General features: G+C 66.7%; 16 protein-coding genes. 6 read left to right on the top strand and 10 right to left on the bottom strand.

Annotation, left to right across the window (positions count from 1 at the left end; genetic code table 11):
• Positions 1–37: 37 nt before the first annotated feature.
• The gene (locus AC5RVD_RS11840) at positions 38–421 is read right to left on the bottom strand and encodes a GntR family transcriptional regulator (protein ID WP_494112756.1); all 384 of its coding nucleotides are present in this window, start codon (positions 419–421) and stop codon (positions 38–40) included.
• Between the two features lie 109 nt (positions 422–530).
• Between AC5RVD_RS11840 and AC5RVD_RS11835 the strand changes: the two genes are divergently transcribed.
• Positions 531–1175: an MBL fold metallo-hydrolase gene (locus tag AC5RVD_RS11835; protein WP_494127016.1), complete on the top strand. Its 645-nt coding sequence runs from the start codon at positions 531–533 to the stop codon at positions 1173–1175.
• 96 nt (positions 1176–1271) lie between these two features.
• Here the strand turns inward: AC5RVD_RS11835 and AC5RVD_RS11830 are convergent, their stop codons facing one another.
• The 6 genes from AC5RVD_RS11830 to AC5RVD_RS11805 all read right to left on the bottom strand — a co-directional run bounded on the left by AC5RVD_RS11830 (position 1272) and on the right by AC5RVD_RS11805 (position 4568).
• Positions 1272–2198, bottom strand: coding sequence for a DNA topoisomerase IB (locus AC5RVD_RS11830; RefSeq protein ID WP_494127101.1), 927 nt, complete (start codon positions 2196–2198; stop codon positions 1272–1274).
• Between the two features lie 32 nt (positions 2199–2230).
• Positions 2231–2674, bottom strand: a complete 444-nt coding sequence (locus AC5RVD_RS11825) for a hypothetical protein (protein ID WP_494127015.1) — start codon at positions 2672–2674, stop codon at positions 2231–2233.
• Between the two features lie 176 nt (positions 2675–2850).
• Positions 2851–3141 carry a hypothetical protein gene (locus AC5RVD_RS11820; protein WP_494112759.1) on the bottom strand — a complete coding sequence of 97 codons (291 nt, stop codon included), beginning with the start codon at positions 3139–3141 and terminating at the stop codon, positions 2851–2853.
• 249 nt (positions 3142–3390) lie between these two features.
• The gene (locus AC5RVD_RS11815; protein ID WP_493987309.1) at positions 3391–3606 is read right to left on the bottom strand and encodes a hypothetical protein; all 216 of its coding nucleotides are present in this window, start codon (positions 3604–3606) and stop codon (positions 3391–3393) included.
• 6 nt (positions 3607–3612) lie between these two features.
• A complete protein-coding gene (locus AC5RVD_RS11810) occupies positions 3613–4026 on the bottom strand; it encodes a CBS domain-containing protein (RefSeq protein WP_494112760.1) in 414 nt (137 codons plus the stop codon).
• 323 nt (positions 4027–4349) lie between these two features.
• On the bottom strand, positions 4350–4568 hold the full coding sequence (locus AC5RVD_RS11805; RefSeq protein ID WP_494108793.1) for a CsbD family protein: 219 nt from the start codon (positions 4566–4568) through the stop codon (positions 4350–4352).
• Positions 4569–4867: 299 nt separating this feature from the next.
• Between AC5RVD_RS11805 and AC5RVD_RS11800 the strand changes: the two genes are divergently transcribed.
• Positions 4868–5764, top strand: a complete 897-nt coding sequence (locus AC5RVD_RS11800) for a glucose 1-dehydrogenase (RefSeq protein WP_494112762.1) — start codon at positions 4868–4870, stop codon at positions 5762–5764.
• 38 nt (positions 5765–5802) lie between these two features.
• Here the strand turns inward: AC5RVD_RS11800 and AC5RVD_RS11795 are convergent, their stop codons facing one another.
• A complete protein-coding gene (locus AC5RVD_RS11795; RefSeq protein ID WP_494127014.1) occupies positions 5803–6579 on the bottom strand; it encodes a trans-aconitate 2-methyltransferase in 777 nt (258 codons plus the stop codon).
• Positions 6580–6669: 90 nt separating this feature from the next.
• Between AC5RVD_RS11795 and AC5RVD_RS11790 the strand changes: the two genes are divergently transcribed.
• The 4 genes from AC5RVD_RS11790 (at position 6670) to AC5RVD_RS11775 (ending at position 12346) form a co-directional block, all read left to right on the top strand.
• Positions 6670–9225, top strand: coding sequence for a DEAD/DEAH box helicase (locus AC5RVD_RS11790; RefSeq protein WP_494127013.1), 2556 nt, complete (start codon positions 6670–6672; stop codon positions 9223–9225).
• Between the two features lie 123 nt (positions 9226–9348).
• Positions 9349–10527 carry a zinc-dependent alcohol dehydrogenase gene (locus tag AC5RVD_RS11785; RefSeq protein ID WP_494127012.1) on the top strand — a complete coding sequence of 393 codons (1179 nt, stop codon included), beginning with the start codon at positions 9349–9351 and terminating at the stop codon, positions 10525–10527.
• 29 nt (positions 10528–10556) lie between these two features.
• Complete coding sequence (locus AC5RVD_RS11780) at positions 10557–11051, top strand: GNAT family N-acetyltransferase (protein WP_494127011.1); 495 nt, start codon at positions 10557–10559, stop codon at positions 11049–11051.
• Between the two features lie 38 nt (positions 11052–11089).
• Positions 11090–12346 carry an alpha/beta fold hydrolase gene (locus AC5RVD_RS11775; protein WP_494127100.1) on the top strand — a complete coding sequence of 419 codons (1257 nt, stop codon included), beginning with the start codon at positions 11090–11092 and terminating at the stop codon, positions 12344–12346.
• Positions 12347–12670: 324 nt separating this feature from the next.
• On the opposite strand, the gene AC5RVD_RS11770 is transcribed toward AC5RVD_RS11775, so the two are convergent.
• Together AC5RVD_RS11770 and AC5RVD_RS11765 are read right to left on the bottom strand one after the other, a co-directional pair.
• Positions 12671–14002 (bottom strand): MFS transporter, encoded by a 1332-nt coding sequence (locus AC5RVD_RS11770; RefSeq protein ID WP_494127010.1) that lies wholly within the window; start codon positions 14000–14002, stop codon positions 12671–12673.
• 39 nt (positions 14003–14041) lie between these two features.
• A complete protein-coding gene (locus tag AC5RVD_RS11765; protein ID WP_494127009.1) occupies positions 14042–15172 on the bottom strand; it encodes a TerC family protein in 1131 nt (376 codons plus the stop codon).
• Between the last annotated feature and the right edge of the window lie 175 nt (positions 15173–15347).

The following is a 15347-nucleotide window of genomic DNA, read 5'->3' as shown; positions in this document are numbered from 1 at the left end:
GGCTCCCTCAGCGAGGCACCGCCGCCTGCCGCGTCGCCTACCTGATGCCGTGGCGCTCCAACGCGGCCTTGGCGGCCGCGAGTGCTTCCTTGCCGCCGATGCCTTGGCCGTGAACGGCGCGGGCAAACGCTTCGGCGGCGTCGCCCAGTTGTTGGCGCGCCTTGCCTGCTCCGGCGCTGACCACGGTACCGGCACGGCCGTGTGTTTCCACCCGGCCGGCAGTTTCAAGCTCCCGGTAGGCGCGCGCCACGGTATTCGGGACCACACCCAAATGATCGGCCAGCCGCCTGACGGGCGGCAGCTTCGTGCCCACCGGCAGTTCGCCGGCGTCGGCAGCTTCGATGATCCGCAGCCTCAGCTGCTCGAAGAGCGGCACGGCGCTGTCGCGGTTCATCCGCCAGTCAAACTCGCTCGCTTCCATCGCCTGCGCCCACTCCCCGTCGTGTCCGCAGCATCCCGCTGCCTGTCCACTGCTACAACCAGAATGACATCCTGAGCCGTCGGGGTCGACTGTCGGTAGGCTGGGAAGCATGTTGCTTCACGAAGATCCTGCAGTCACGGTCCGCGGCATTTCCGTTTCCGAGATGGACAACAACGTCTATTTGCTGACAGCCAAGTCTTCCGGCGCCCAGGTGTTGATTGACGCTGCCGACGACTTTCCGGCCATTGCACAACTGCTGCGTGACGGCGCCGGGGATGCGGACCAGCCGGCCAAGGTCGCCCTGATCGTGACCACGCACAGCCACTGGGACCATGTCCGGGCCTTGCCGGATGCTGTAGCCGCTACAGGTGCCAGAACGGCGGCAGGCGCGGAGGATATTCCTGAGATCGAGGTGCGTACTGACGTTGCGCTCGAGCATCAGGACATCGGCCGGTTCGACGGATTCTCGTTGGAAGCCATCAAGCTGCGCGGGCACACGCCGGGTTCCGTGGCGCTGCTTTACCGCGCACCCGACGGTCCCCCGCACCTGTTTACCGGAGATTCGCTGTTTCCGGGTGGGGTGGGCAATACGCAAAAGGATCCCGAGCGGTTTGCGTCCCTCTACAGCGATGTGGTCGAACGGGTGTTCAACTACCTGCCGGACGATACGGTGGTCCATCCCGGCCACGGCGCGGGTACGACGCTCGGGGCAGAACGGCCCCATCTGGACGAGTGGAAATCGCGCGGCTGGTAACAGGTCGCGTCAACCCCGACAGACGTGGACGTTGGGGGGAATCCCGCCTGCCGGGGCCCTCTAATTCTAGCGCCGCGGGCTGCTTTCGCTCCCCTGTCACCCGAGGAAGGATGGCAGGCTGCGTTCCGCCGCGGAGTACGTTGCAGCATCCGGAACCTGTCCGGCCATGAAGCGGTCGACGAGCCGCGGATCTACGTACGATTTGCGGGCTATGGCGGGCGTATTGCCCAGCCTCTCCGAGACGGCGTGCATGGCCGCGACCACGGCCTTGCGCCGGCCGGTGAGATTCGGTCTGCCGTTGTAGCCGGCCAGTGCCACGGCGGCCGTTACCGTCCCCTGCCACGTCCGGAAGTCCTTGGCGCTGAACTCCTGCCCGCAGAGTTCGTGGATAAACTCGTTCAACTCCGACGCCGACAGCCCGGACCAGTGTCCGGTGCCGTTACGGTAACCGATGGCCGGATCGTCGGCCTTCAGGCCCTGCACCGTCGCCAACTGGACGGCGATATCCGGATCTTTCAGTTCCACGTCCCATTGCAGCCCGCTCTTCCCGGGAAAATGCAGGCGCACGGTATCCTCCCGCACCTGCACGTGGCGAACCAACAGCGTAGTAACCCCGTAGGAACCGTTGTCTTCGGCGTAGACTTCGGAGCCGATCCGCAAGGACGCGCTGTCAAGCAAGCGGAAGGCAACGGCACAGGCCACCTGTCGGGTTTGTTCCCCGGACCTCAGCAGCCGCGTCACCTTGCGGCGCGCGGTGGTCAGGGTGGATCCGAAGGCCAGGGAGCGGTCGAACTTTTCCCGATCCCTCAGTTCCCGCCAACGGGGATGGTAGATGTATTGCCGCCGTCCGGCGTCGTCCGTTCCCGCTGCTTGGATATGCCCATTGGGCGCCGGGCAGATCCACACATCCGACCATGCCGGCGGGACCGCCAACGCCTTGATCCTTCGGAGCTCGTCACCGGCAGGCTTCGAACCGTCCGGGTTGCGGTAGGAGAACCCCGACCCGTGGCGCCGGCGGGTGATGCCGGGTGCACGGATGTTGCTGCGCCTTAGCCTCAGATGGGAACCTCCATCTTGAATCCGCAGCTGCAGCGAAGGATTTCAACGTCGACCCGCACGGTCGGGAGCGGGCCGGTTTCCGGGGAGCCGGCGTCCACGGGATCAACGATCGAGTGGTCGATGCGTTCCACCGGCTGCATCGGCTCCCCGCAGTGCATGTAGCCCTCGGCGCCGAAATCGATTCCCACGCTCTCGGATTCCGTCGCGGGCACCTTGAAGGTTTCGTGCCCGTAATAACCGTCGCAGCGGCTGCACCAGTAGCTGACGTCCCATCGCGGCAGTGCGGGGGCTCCCGCCTGCGGCGGCAGCAGCGTTACGGCATCGAACACCAGGTACTCGTCGGTGCTGCACGCGGAGCACCACGGATCGGGCAAGTCGCTTCCCGGATCCCGGTCCTTGTCCTGGCCGGCATGGGCACTTGAACTGTCATTGGCAATCATGATCGTCTGCCCTTCCAATCTGCATCCCACTATTGATAAGCATACTGTTTGTAACCCATCATACGGGGGTAGGGAAGAGCAGCATAAGCGCCGGGGCGCAGACGCGGGAAGGGTGTACGCCCACCCGCGGCGCGGACCGTCGGGATCCGCCGGCGGGCCAAGGCCAGCGACAGAGCCTAGCTGGTGCCGTCATACAGCGAGTCCGGCGGCTCGCCCCCCGGCTTGCCATACAAACCGCGGACCCGGCGCCTGCTTGCCTGCAGCGCATCCCTGCTGTCCCGCCGGTCGAGCTCGACACGCAGCTCCTCCAGGCGGAACTCGGTCTCGGGATCGGCCGCGCCGTACTGGATACTCTCCCGCTCGAGCTGGCGCATGGCCCTGCCGTACAGCGCCAGCAGCTCGGGGTCGCCAAGGGGAGCCAGGTCAACCGGAAATTCGTCAGCCGGTGACAGATGGCGGTGCCGCATCAGTTCCGCCCCAAACCAACGGAGCACCCTGCGTCCCGACCGGCAGCGAACCTGTCCATGGGCAGCCTCCAGATAGCCCGAGAGCCGTTTCGGCTCCAACTGGTGCGAGCTTACAAGCGCTTCTCCGCTCCGGCAACGAATCATCAAAATATCGCTCCGGCTCGGTTAACTTTACGCTTGGGTCTTGACAGGCTGCAGCCCGGAATGCTCACGGCACCCCGGGCCTCCGGCCAACGGCGGGCCGGCGGTTTATTCGTCGTAGCGTTCTTCCCGGATCGTTCCGAACGGGACCTCCTCGGTCGCCATGGCTTGTACTTCGTTGGGGAGGAACCGCACCAGCACACCGCGCTCGCCGTCCGCGGCCGATTGCTTCAGCACCGGCAGGATGGCGTCGGCTTGGGTTGGTTCACATCCTGCCAGGTACTTGGCATACGCCTCCGGCAACTGCTCCGACATGATGGCCACCGGAAATCAGTAGGAGATGAACTCGACCAGTTCACCCACGCGGTCTTCCGGGTAGTTGCGGGCGACATCGGCCTGGCTGACAATTCCGACCAGGTCGTGTCCATCGATGACCGGCAGCCGGCGCACCTGGTGGTCCTGCATGGTTCTGATGGCCTCTTCGATACTGTCATCGGCCCCGATCGTCACCGGCTTGCCCTGGCCCAGCTCGCCCGCTTTGATCGTGCGCGGATCCCTTCCGTCGGCCAGGCACTTCACCACAATGTCCCGGTCCGTGACCATGCCTTTGAGCCTGTTGTCCTCACCACAGATGGGCAACGACCCGACGTCGAGGTCCCGCATTTTTTGGGCCGCCAGCTCCAGCGTCTCGTTCTCTCCGATGCATTCAACACCACCGGTCATGATTTCCCTTGCGGTAGTCACGGATATCAGTCCCTTCAGGTAGTTCGAGCCGCTTAGCGCGTCGTCCAGCCAGCAGGGGCGAGCACGCCAAGCTGATTTATAAGGTTACTTACAATTACCACAGGCTGCGTGGGAATTGAAGGGTAGCCGGCGCCTCCCCCGGCGCGGGCGCGGTTTTCCTGTCCATCCCCCTTTTGTTGCCGGTCGCGGCCACGCCTTGGAAGTTCCGGCGCCCCCTGAGGGACGCCGGCATCGGGGAACCTGCGTGGCCACCAGCACCGCTTTAACCGACAGATCCCCCGTGAGCCAGTGGCCCACGGGGGATCAGAGACAAAAGAACCGGTTTAGCGCCTGGCGCCGCCTTCAGTGTCGTCGGCAACGCGGTCGGCGTCCTCGTTCAGGTGGGCCTTGGCATCGGCGATCTTGTCCTTGGCCCCGCCCTCGACCTGCTGGCCCTTGCCCTTCAGCTGCTGGGACTTGTCATCCCTCGCCTCGCCGACGGCTTCGTTGACCTTGCCGGTCACCTTGTCCTTCGCAGCATCGAACTTGTCGCCCATACCCATATCAGCACCTCTTTCGGTTCAGGTTTTCCTACAGGTCCAGCCCCCAGATTACCCCGCCGCGGCCCAAGTAGAAAGCTTGCTGACCTTAGGCGGTTCGCCGGCAGCGTGCACGTCGTCGTTCCGGATCCTCACGGAGAAGGGCCGGCAACGGCCGGCTGTACGACCGATGCACGACAGCGTAGGGTGGCAAACGATCAGCATACTGACCATGCCGGCCGCCCCGGCCCCGCCTTTCCATCCAGCGCAGCACCAAGGGTGCCGGCGGAGCTTTCGATGCGGCCGCAAGAAGGGAGCCAGACATGACGTCCGATCAGTACACCTTCCAGAATCCCGTTGACCGTTTTCCCAGTATCTCGCCGCCCAAGCAGAGCCAGCCGGAGCCCGGGCTGGACAAAGACCTGGAGCCGCAGACCGACCGCGGCGAACAGTCGTACCGCGGCACCGGCAGGCTGACCGGCCGCAAGGCGCTGATCACCGGGGCCGACTCCGGCATCGGCGCCGCCGTGGCCGTCGGCTTTGCCCGGGAAGGAGCAGACGTCGCCCTGTCCTATCTGCCCGCCGAGGAGTCCGACGCACAGCACATCGCTTCGGTGATTGAGAAGGAAGGGCGCAAGGCGGTACTGCTGCCGGGCGACATTTCGGACGCCGCCGCTTCCCGCGAACTCGTCGCCCAGGCCGTCGAACAGCTGGGCGGGCTGGACGTCCTGGTCAACAACGCAGGGCGCCAGATCGCCGTCGAGAAGATCGAAGACATTAGCGACGAACAGTTCGAGGACACGTTCCGCACGAATGTTTTTGCCATGTTTTGGATCACCAAGGCCGCGGTGCCGCACATGCCGCCGGGCTCGACGATCATCAACACCACGTCCGTGCAGGCCTACAACCCCTCGCCGGTCCTGCTTGACTATGCCTCCACCAAGGCCGCGATCAACAACTTCACCAAGGGCCTCGCCCAGCAGTTGGCCAGCCGCGGCATCCGCGTTAACGCGGTGGCCCCCGGCCCGTTCTGGACCCCGTTGCAGGTCAGCGCGGGCCAGCCGAAGGAGAAACTACCGGAGTTCGGCAAGAATGTGCCCCTGGGACGCGCGGGGCAGCCCACCGAACTTGCCCCGGCCTACGTCTTCCTGGCCTCGCCGGAGTCGAGCTACGTTTCCGGCGAGACGCTGAATGTCAACGGCGGTACTCCCACGCCCTGAGGCGGGGTCCGTCCAGCGAGCGCCACCGGAGGGCAGGTTCAGCCGAGCTTGCGCCCCACCGCGAAAATACGCCGGAATCCGAACAGGGTCCCGTGTTCGCTGGCCGGGTAGGCGTCGCGCAGCAGCGTGGCGTACTCGGCTTCGAACTTGGCCGCTTCCGCCGCCGGGAGCGCGGCCAGGACGGGGCGCAGGCCGGTTCCCCTGACCCATTCCAGGACCGGATCCGCGCCGTGGAGCAACTGCTGGTAGGTCGTTTCCCAGACGTCGGCTTCACAGCCTTCGTCCGAGAGCAGCTCGAAATAGTCCTGTGGCTCGGACACTGCGTCCTCGTGGCGGAGCACCCCGTCCAGGCGGCGCTGCCATCGCGGTGAGCCGGCGAGCGCGCGCATGAGCGCATGCGACGGAGCGGCAAAGTTTCCCGGTACCTGCACGGCGAGCCAGGCGCCGGGCTTCATGGCGCGCAGCCAGGAACGCATGATGTCCTGGTGCCCGGGCACCCACTGCAGCGCGGCGTTGGAAACCAGTACATCCAGGCCTGCCGGAGGCGTCCAGGTACGGATATCCCCCGCGACGAATTCCACCGTGGCCGATGTGTGCCGTTGCTGCGCCTGCCGGATCATCTCGGGTGAGGAGTCCACTCCGGTGACGCTGGCACCCGGCCAGCGTTCCGCGAGCGCTGCCGTCAGGCCGCCGGGACCGCAGCCCAGATCCACCACCACGGCGGGGTCGGCGGCAGCTATCCGTCCGGTCAGGTCAAAGAACGGCCGGTCGCGGTAGTCGGCGAATTCCACATACTTGTGCGGGTCCCAGTGCATGGGCAGTACGTTACGCCACGCCCCCGCCACGGCGGAGGACCATGGGCGCCCGCATGGCGCGGGGCCACCACCGCCTAAGCTGGGAAGAACATGAATCTCCTCCAGCTCCTGCCGGACACCGGCACTGCCTCAGATCCCGACGACGTCTACACCCGGTTCATCGAGTGGGTCGAATCCCGTGGGATGTCGCTCTACCCCGCCCAAGACGAAGCCGTCATGGAGCTGGTCACCGGCAACAACGTCATCCTGGCCACCCCCACCGGGTCGGGGAAGTCGTTGGTCGCGATCGCCGCCCACTTCCACGCCATGTCCACCGGGTCCGTCAGCTACTACACGGCACCCATCAAGGCGCTCGTCTCGGAAAAGTTCTTCGCCCTGTGCGACATCTTCGGACCGGAGAACGTCGGCATGGTCACCGGCGACTCGGCCGTCAACCAGGATGCCCCGATCATCTGCTGCACCGCCGAGATCCTGGCCAACATCGCGCTGCGGGAAGGCTCCGCCGCGGACCTCGGCACGGTGGTCATGGACGAGTTCCACTACTACTCCGATCCGCAGCGCGGTTGGGCCTGGCAGGTGCCGCTGCTGGAACTGCCGCAGGCGCAGTTCCTGCTGATGTCCGCGACGCTGGGCGACGTGACCCGGTTCGAGAAGGAGCTCACCGATCTCACCGACAGGACGACGGTCACCGTAAGCTCGGCGGAGCGTCCCATCCCGCTCCACTACTACTATGTGCAGACCAGCGTGCAGGAGTCTCTGGAGGAACTGCTCTCCACCAGGCAGGTTCCCGTCTATGTGGTGCACTTCAGCCAGTTGGAAGCCATTGAGCGCGCCCAGAATCTCATGAGCATCAACGTCTGCACCCGGGAGGAGAAGGACCGCATTGCCGAGCTGATCTCGGGTTTCCGGTTCGCGGCGGGCTTCGGCAAGACCCTTAACCGCCTGGTCCGGCACGGCATAGGTGTCCACCACGCGGGCATGCTGCCCAAGTACCGCCGGCTCGTGGAGCAGTTGGCCCAGGCCGGGCTGCTGAAGGTCATCTGCGGCACGGACACGCTGGGCGTGGGCATCAATGTGCCCATCCGGACCGTGCTGCTCACCGCCTTGAGCAAGTACGACGGCGTGCGCACCCGGCTGCTCAATGCGCGCGAATTCCATCAGATCGCCGGCCGCGCGGGGCGGGCCGGGTACGATACGGCGGGCACCGTCGTCGTGCAGGCCCCGGAACACGTGGTGGAGAACACCAAGGCGATGGCCAAGGCGGTGGCCAAGTTCGGCGACGACCAGAAAAAACTTCGCCAGGTGGCGAAGAAGAAGCCGCCGACCGGTTTCGTGAGCTGGGGCGAACCGACCTTCCACAAGCTGGTGGAGAGCGACCCCGAGCCCCTGACATCCAGCTTCACCATCAGCCACGCGATGCTGCTGAACATCCTGGAGCGCCCCGGGGACCCGTTCGCCGCCGCCAAGCGGCTGCTGACGCGCAACCACGAAACACGCGCCTCGCAGCTGAAGCTGATCAAGAAGGCACTGGGCATTTACCGGGAGCTGGTGGTCTCCGGCCTGGTGGAACGCCTGGACGCACCGGATGAGAACGGGCACCTCGTCCGGCTCAAGGTGGACCTGCAGCCGAATTTCGCGCTGAACCAGCCGCTTTCCCCTTTCGCCGTGGCCAGTCTGGACCTGCTGGACCCGGAGGACGGCGGCTACGCACTGGACGTGGTCTCAATCATCGAGGCCACGCTGGAGAAGCCCCGCCAGATCCTGTCCGCGCAGGAGAAGAAGGCCCGCGGCGAAGCGGTGGCCGCGATGAAGGCCGACGGCATCGAATACGACCAGCGGATGGCACTGCTGGACGAGGTGACCTACCCGCGGCCGCTGGCCGAGCTGCTCGAGGCCGCCTTCGAGACCTACCGGCACGGTGCGCCCTGGCTGGGCGACTTTGAACTTGCCCCGAAGTCCGTAATCCGTGACATGTACGAACGGGCGATGAATTTCGGCGAATTCGTGCAGTTCTACGGGCTGGCCCGCAGCGAGGGCATAGTGCTCCGCTATCTGACCGACGGCTACAAGGCGCTGCGGCAGACCGTGCCGGCCGAGGCCCTGCGCGAGGACCTGGCCGACATCATCGCCTGGCTGGGTGAGCTGGTGCGGCAGGTCGACTCGAGCCTGCTGGACGAATGGGAAGAACTGGCCGCGGGCAAGGGCGCGGCGGATCTGGCGGCCGAGCACGCCGCCGAGTCGGTTTTCACGCAGGAGCCACCCAAGCTGACCGACAACATCCGGGCCTTCCGCGTCATGGTGCGCAACGAGCTGTTCCGCCGGGTCGAGTTGTTCGCCGACGAGCAGGAGGAGGAACTGGGTGCACTGGACGCCGATGCGGGCTGGGACGCCGACCGTTGGGCGGACGCCATGGACGCTTACTTCGAGGAGTACGACGACATCGGCGTCGGGCCCGATGCGCGCGGACGGGCGCTGCTGATCATCGAGGAGCAGCCGGCGGTCTGGAAGGTGCGGCAGATCTTCGATGACCCGGCCGGAAACCGGGACTGGGGCATCAGCGCCGAAGTCGACCTTGCCGCCAGCAACGAGACGGGAGCTGCAGCGGTCCGGGTTCTCGACGTCGGACCGGCCGGCCGCTTGGCCTGATCGCGGAGCCGCGGGGTTCGGGGCCGCTTGCAGGCGCTTGGCAGCGACCCTAGGGTAATAAGCACACTTACCTTCCGCGGGGCGCAGGGTGTGCTCCCCCGGCGACGCGACAGGGAGACGATAGTGAAAGCACTGACCTGGCAAGGCAAACGGAAGCTGAGCGTCGAACAGGTTCCGGACCCGGTCCTGCGGGAACCGACCGACGCCATCATCAGGGTCACCTCCACCGCCATCTGCGGGTCCGACCTGCACCTCTACGAACTGTTCGGCCCGTTCCTGTCCCCCGGCGACGTCCTGGGCCATGAACCGATGGGGATCGTCGAGGAGACCGGCAGCGCCGTGCCGGGGCTGAAGCCCGGCGACCGGGTCGTGGTTCCCTTCAATATCGCGTGCGGGCGCTGCCACATGTGCAGCCGGGGCCTGCAATCGCAGTGCGAAACCACGCAGGTCAAGGACAAGGGTTCGGGCGCTGCATTGTTCGGCTACACGGAGCTCTACGGCTCTGTTCCGGGCGGGCAGGCCGAGTTCCTGCGCGTCCCCCACGCGGACTACGGTCCCATCAAGATCGAGGACAGCCAGGCGCCGGACGAGCAATACCTGTTCCTCTCCGACATCCTCCCGACCGCCTGGCAGGCAGTGGCCTATGCCCAGGTTCCCGACGGAGGCACGCTGGCGGTCTTCGGGCTCGGGCCGGTCGGCCAGTTCGCCGCCCGCATCGGCCGCCACCTGGGCCACCGCGTCATAGGTGTCGACCTTGTTTCGGAGCGGCTGGAAATGGCCCGCAGGCACGGCATCGAGACCCTGAAGTGGGGCCCGAGGATCGCCGACGAACTGCGTGACGCGACCCAGGGCCGCGGGCCGGAGTCGGTGGTCGACGCCGTCGGCATGGAAGCGCACGGCGCGACGGCTGCGGCCACCGCACAGTTCGCCGTCGGGCTCCTCCCCGACGCCGTGGCCAAAAAGCTGATGTCGACCGCAGGCCTGGACCGCCTGTCCGTCCTGCACGCCGCCATCGACGCCGTGGCCCGCGGCGGCACCATCTCGCTGTCCGGCGTCTACGCCGGCCAGGCCGACCCCATGCCGATGCTCACGCTCTTCGACAAGCAGGTCACGCTGCGGATGGGCCAGTGCAACGTCCGGCGCTGGATCGACGACGTGCTGCCGCTGGCGGGCGATCCGGCAGATCCCCTCGGCGTCGGCGACCTGGTCACGCATACTGCCCCGCTGGACGAAGCGCCGGCGATGTACGAGAAATTCCAGAAGAAGGACGACGGCTGCATCAAGGTGGTGCTCAAGCCGTAGCGCCCGCTCCGGGACGCTAGGCTTTTGTCATGTCTGTGATACGCCCGGCCGACGAAGCCGATGTCCCCGTCATCCTCGACCTGATCCGCGATCTGGCGGTGTACGAGAAGGAACCGGATGCGGTCAAAACCACGCCGGAACAGCTGCAAGACGCCCTGTTTTCCGCTCAGCCGTCCGTCTTCGCGCATGTCGCCGAAGACGACGGCGGCGTGCAGGGCTTCGCTCTCTGGTTCCGGAACTTCTCCACCTGGGAGGGCGTACACGGGATCTATTTGGAGGACCTGTACGTCCGGCCTGAGGCCCGCGGACGGGGGTACGGCAAGGCCCTGCTGCAGACGTTGGCCAGCCACGCGGTGGCGTCCGGGTACGCCCGGGTGGAATGGGCGGTACTGAACTGGAACCGCCCGTCCATCGACTTCTACCGCAGCCTCGGCGCCCGGCCGCAGGAGGAATGGTCAACGTTCCGGCTGGCCGGCGACGCCCTCGCGTCGTTCGGCTCGGGAGCGGGCAAGGTGCACGCGTGACGGGACACCGGGTGACCGGCACACACCGCAGCCGTGGAATGAGGACGGCCGGGTATTTCTTCGACGTCCCGCTCGACCACGCGGACCCGGACGGCGAGACCGTGGAAATCTTCGCGCGCGAGTATTCCTCCCTGGAACACGACGACGCCGCGGCTGCGCGGCTGCCGTGGCTGCTGTTCCTGCAGGGCGGGCCCGGCGGCCGGGGCAACCGGGTGACGTCGTTGGCCGGCTGGATGAAGGAGGCGGCCAAGACCTTCCGCATCCTGATGCTGGACCAGCGCGGCACCGGCCTCTCCTCCCCCGTGAACCGGCAGACGTTGCCGTTGCGCGGCGACGCCGCGGCACAGGCGGCCTTCCTGGCACATTTCCGCGCGGATTCGATCGTGCGCGACGCCGAACTGATCCGGCAGGAACTCGGCAGCGGACCATGGAGCATCTTCGGACAGAGCTACGGCGGCTTCTGTGCGCTGACCTACCTCTCCCTCGCACCCGAGGGGTTGAAGGAAGTGCTGATCACCGGCGGCCTGGCCCCGCTGGCGGGAGGAGCCGACCGGGTCTACCGGGCCACGTTTCCCCGGGTGGAAGCCCGCAACCGGGAATACTTCGCCCGTTACCCGGAAGACCGGGCCCGGGTCACCGCCGTCGCACGACACCTGGAGTCGGTGCCCGAGTACCTGCCGTCCGGCGAGCGGCTGACCACCGGCCGGTTCCAGATGGTTGGGTCGTATCTGGGCGGCAACACTCGGATCGACGCCCTGCACTACCTGCTGGAGGACGCCTTCGTCCCGACTCCGTCCGGCCAGCGGCTCTCGGATTCCTTCCTGGAGCAGGTCGCCGCACTCGTGAGCCGTGCTGCCAACCCGCTCTATGCCCTGATGCACGAATCCATCTATGCCCAGGGCGAAGCGACCGGCTGGGCGGCATGGCGCGTACTCCGCGACTTCCCGCAGTTCGCCCCGGAGGCGGCCGAGCCGCTGCTAACCGGCGAGATGGTCTATCCCTGGTACTTCGAGCAGGATCCGGCGCTGGTGCCGCTGCGCGAGGTTGCCGAGCTGCTGGCCGCGAAGTCCGACTGGCCGGCCCTCTACGACGCCGACCGGCTGGCCGGGAACGACGTGCCCGCCGCCGCCGCCGTATACCGCGACGATATCTACGTGGAGCGCGGCCTGTCGCTGGAAACGGCCGCGCAGGTGAAGGGGCTGCAGGTCTGGGAAACCGGAGAGTTCCATCATGACGGCATTGCCGACGACGGCGAGGCCGTCTTCGAGCGCCTGCTCGGCATGGTCCGGGGCTAGCTGCCTTCCCTCATGCCTCGGCAATGCACCGGAATGCCTTACCCGATGGTCTGTACGTAGAAGTTTTCGTTCCGAAGGCATCCCTCCGGCGCGCTCTCAGAGAGTCGGTCGAGTTGGTCCTGTCGGAGGGTTCCCCCGCCAAAGAATACCGGTCCTCCGATCGCCATAGACCGGCCTTCGACTTCCACGGTCAGCAGTTCCTGCCCCTGACCGAATGTGGCGTCGGCCGGAAACACCAGCATGATCTCACGACCCGACGTGTCCTGACCGATGACGCAATTCTCCGCCGACAGCTCGAGGGTTCCTCGAAGACCTGGCGGTGGCTCACGATGGGCTCCTGTCGCCGGAACCAACTCCTGCCCGGACGCCCCCGCTGCGGGCGGCAAGAACCGGTGCCAGCAGTATGACGACGGCAACGGCGGCGGCGGCCGCGTTCAGGCCGGCGAACCCCAAGGCCGCCAGCAGCGGGCCCGACAAAGCCGCACCCAGGGCCCCCGCGGCGCCCATGAGCGTGTCGGACAGGCCCTGTGCCGGCACGCGACCGGACTCCGGCACCGACTCGGCCAACAGCGTGGAGCCGGCAATCACCGAGGCCGACCACCCCAGGCCCAGCAGCACCAGCCCGGCACCCACCAGCCACGTGTCCTGCTGTCCCAACCCGGCCAGCGCCGTCGCGGCCAGGAGGACCAACTGCCCGGCCACGATGGTCCGGGCGCGTCCCAGACGGTCGGTCAGCCAGCCCATCAGCGGCGAGAGGGCGTACATGCCGGCCAGATGCAGCGAGATCGTGAAGCCGATGATGGCGAACGTGTCTGTCTGGCTGTGCTGGTGCCCGCCGGCATGATCCAGCGCCTGCAGGTGCACGGGCGTCATGGACATGACCGCTACCATCACCAACTGGGCGCCCACCACGGCCGCCAGTCCGAGCGCGGCCAGGGGATGGTGCCGGACCGCTGCCACGCCCGTCAGCAGGGTTCCGCGGCGGTTGACCGGCAGGGCCTCCCCGCGGCCGCGTGAACGCGCATAGCCCAACGGGTCCGGCCGCAGGCCCACCAGCAGCAGCGCAGCGCCGATGGCCATGCCCGCCATCGAGAACAGGAACGGCCCGGACGATTCCGGCAACCCGAGCGCGGCGCCCAACTCGGCGCCCGGGCGGATCAGGTTAGGTCCGGCCACGGCACCGACCGTGATGGACCAAATCACGAAGGCCAGATCCCGGCCGCGGTGCTGTGGCACGGCCAGGTCCACCGCCGCAAAACGGGCCTGCAGATTAGCCGCGTTGCCGACCCCCAAGAGGGCGGAGCCTGCCAGCAGCACCGCAAAGGATCCGGTGACCGGTGCCAGGGCCATCAACGCCGAACCCAGCAGGGCCAGCAGCAGACCGGTGACGAGCGCCCGCCGGCGTCCGGAACAGGCGGCGACAGCGGCCAAAGGCAGCGCCGCCAGCGCGCCGGCCAGGGCTATCGCCATGGTGGACGTTCCTGCCAGGGCCTCGCTGCCGGTCAGCTCCACGGCCAGCAGCGAGCCGATGGCCAGCCCCGCGCCGTGGCCCAAGCCGCTGAACAGCTGGGCCAGGGACAGGGAAACAACGACGCGGCGCTGAACGGCCCTCGTGCGAGGGTCTGCGTTCAGCGCCGCGTCTGGTTGCCGGGTCACACGCCGATCCTAGTCGACCTGCAACCGGTTGAACCGCCGTTACTCGGTGTCGGACTTGGCGCGCTCGGCGTCCGACTGGACGGGCCCGGCATCCGACCGGGCTGGCTCGGCATCCGACTGGGCGGGCTCGGCGTCCGCCTCGCTGTTTGCCCTGGCGCGTTCGGCGTCCTTTGCCAGCCTTGCATCGATGGCTGCCTGACGGCCGGCCGGGCTGAGCAGGCTGGCCACCGTGGCGACCACCAGGGTCCCGATGATCACGCCGAGCGACAGCTGGGTGGTGATCACAGGGATCCACTCAACATGCTGGCCGCCGTTGATGAACGGCACCTCGTTCTCGTGCAGCGCGTGGAAGATCAGCTTCACGCCAATGAAGGCCAGGATGATCGACAGCCCGTGCTTGAGGTAGACCAGGCGGTCCATCAGTCCGCCCAGCAGGAAGTACAGCTGGCGCAGGCCCATCAGCGCGAAGATGTTCGCCGTGAAAACGATGAACGCGCTCTGGGTGAGGCCGAAGATCGCCGGGATGGAGTCAACCGCGAACAGCAGGTCGGTCATGCCGATGGTGATGAAAACGATGACCATGGGGGTGAACAGGCGCTTGCCGTCGACGGTGGTGCGCAGCTTGTTGCCGTCGTAGTGCTCGCTGACCGGCAGCTTCTTGGTCAACCGGGAAATCAGCCCGGACTCGGAGCCTTCTTCCTCGTCCTCGCCCGAGTCTGTTGCCTGCTTCCAGGCGGTCCAGAGCAGGAACGCCCCGAAGATGTAGAACACCCAGCTGAACTGGGCGATCAGCGTCGCGCCCAGCAGGATGAAGATGCCCCGCAGGATCAGCGCGATGATGATGCCGAACATCAGCACTTCCTGCTGGTACTTCCTCGGCACGGAGAACCTGGCCATGATGATGATGAAGACGAACAGGTTGTCCACGCTGAGGCTGTACTCGGTGATCCAGCCCGCCAGGAATTCCTGGCCGTAGTCGGGGCCGGCCTGCCAGAACAGCATGCCCGCGAAGATCAGCGCCAGGGTGACGTAGAAACCGACCCAGAGGCCGGCTTCCTTCATGGACGGCTCGTGCGGCCGCTTGACCACGTACAGCAGGTCGAACAGCAGGATGGCGCCCAGAACCACGAAGGAAATGACCTCAAAGGGCAGCGATAATTGGTCCGACACGGAACCTTGCCTTTCACAGAAGATGCCGCGCGTGTGCGGTGCGCGGGTGCGAGTGTTCGCCGCAAGTCTCTCCGCCTGCCGCTCTGCGGCCAGGCCACTGCGCCCGGCGGGGCGTCGATGCCCCGCGTGTTGACGTCCACAGTGTTCGGGATACTCCCCTACGCTCGGTCAAGTG

Source organism: Arthrobacter sp. THG-b23 (genome assembly GCF_059091265.1).
Note: the sequence above shows the minus strand (reverse complement) of the source record. Positions and strands in the feature narration are given on the sequence as shown.

Coding starts and splice junctions, on each gene's coding strand:
- AC5RVD_RS11840 (WP_494112756.1), bottom strand. CDS start 421: ATGGAAGCGAGCGAGTTTGACTGGCGGATGAACCGCGACAGCGCCGTG.
- AC5RVD_RS11835 (WP_494127016.1), top strand. CDS start 531: ATGTTGCTTCACGAAGATCCTGCAGTCACGGTCCGCGGCATTTCCGTT.
- AC5RVD_RS11825 (WP_494127015.1), bottom strand. CDS start 2,674: ATGATTGCCAATGACAGTTCAAGTGCCCATGCCGGCCAGGACAAGGAC.
- AC5RVD_RS11820 (WP_494112759.1), bottom strand. CDS start 3,141: ATGCGGCACCGCCATCTGTCACCGGCTGACGAATTTCCGGTTGACCTG.
- AC5RVD_RS11805 (WP_494108793.1), bottom strand. CDS start 4,568: ATGGGTATGGGCGACAAGTTCGATGCTGCGAAGGACAAGGTGACCGGC.
- AC5RVD_RS11800 (WP_494112762.1), top strand. CDS start 4,868: ATGACGTCCGATCAGTACACCTTCCAGAATCCCGTTGACCGTTTTCCC.
- AC5RVD_RS11795 (WP_494127014.1), bottom strand. CDS start 6,579: ATGCACTGGGACCCGCACAAGTATGTGGAATTCGCCGACTACCGCGAC.
- AC5RVD_RS11790 (WP_494127013.1), top strand. CDS start 6,670: ATGAATCTCCTCCAGCTCCTGCCGGACACCGGCACTGCCTCAGATCCC.
- AC5RVD_RS11780 (WP_494127011.1), top strand. CDS start 10,557: ATGTCTGTGATACGCCCGGCCGACGAAGCCGATGTCCCCGTCATCCTC.
- AC5RVD_RS11775 (WP_494127100.1), top strand. CDS start 11,090: ATGAGGACGGCCGGGTATTTCTTCGACGTCCCGCTCGACCACGCGGAC.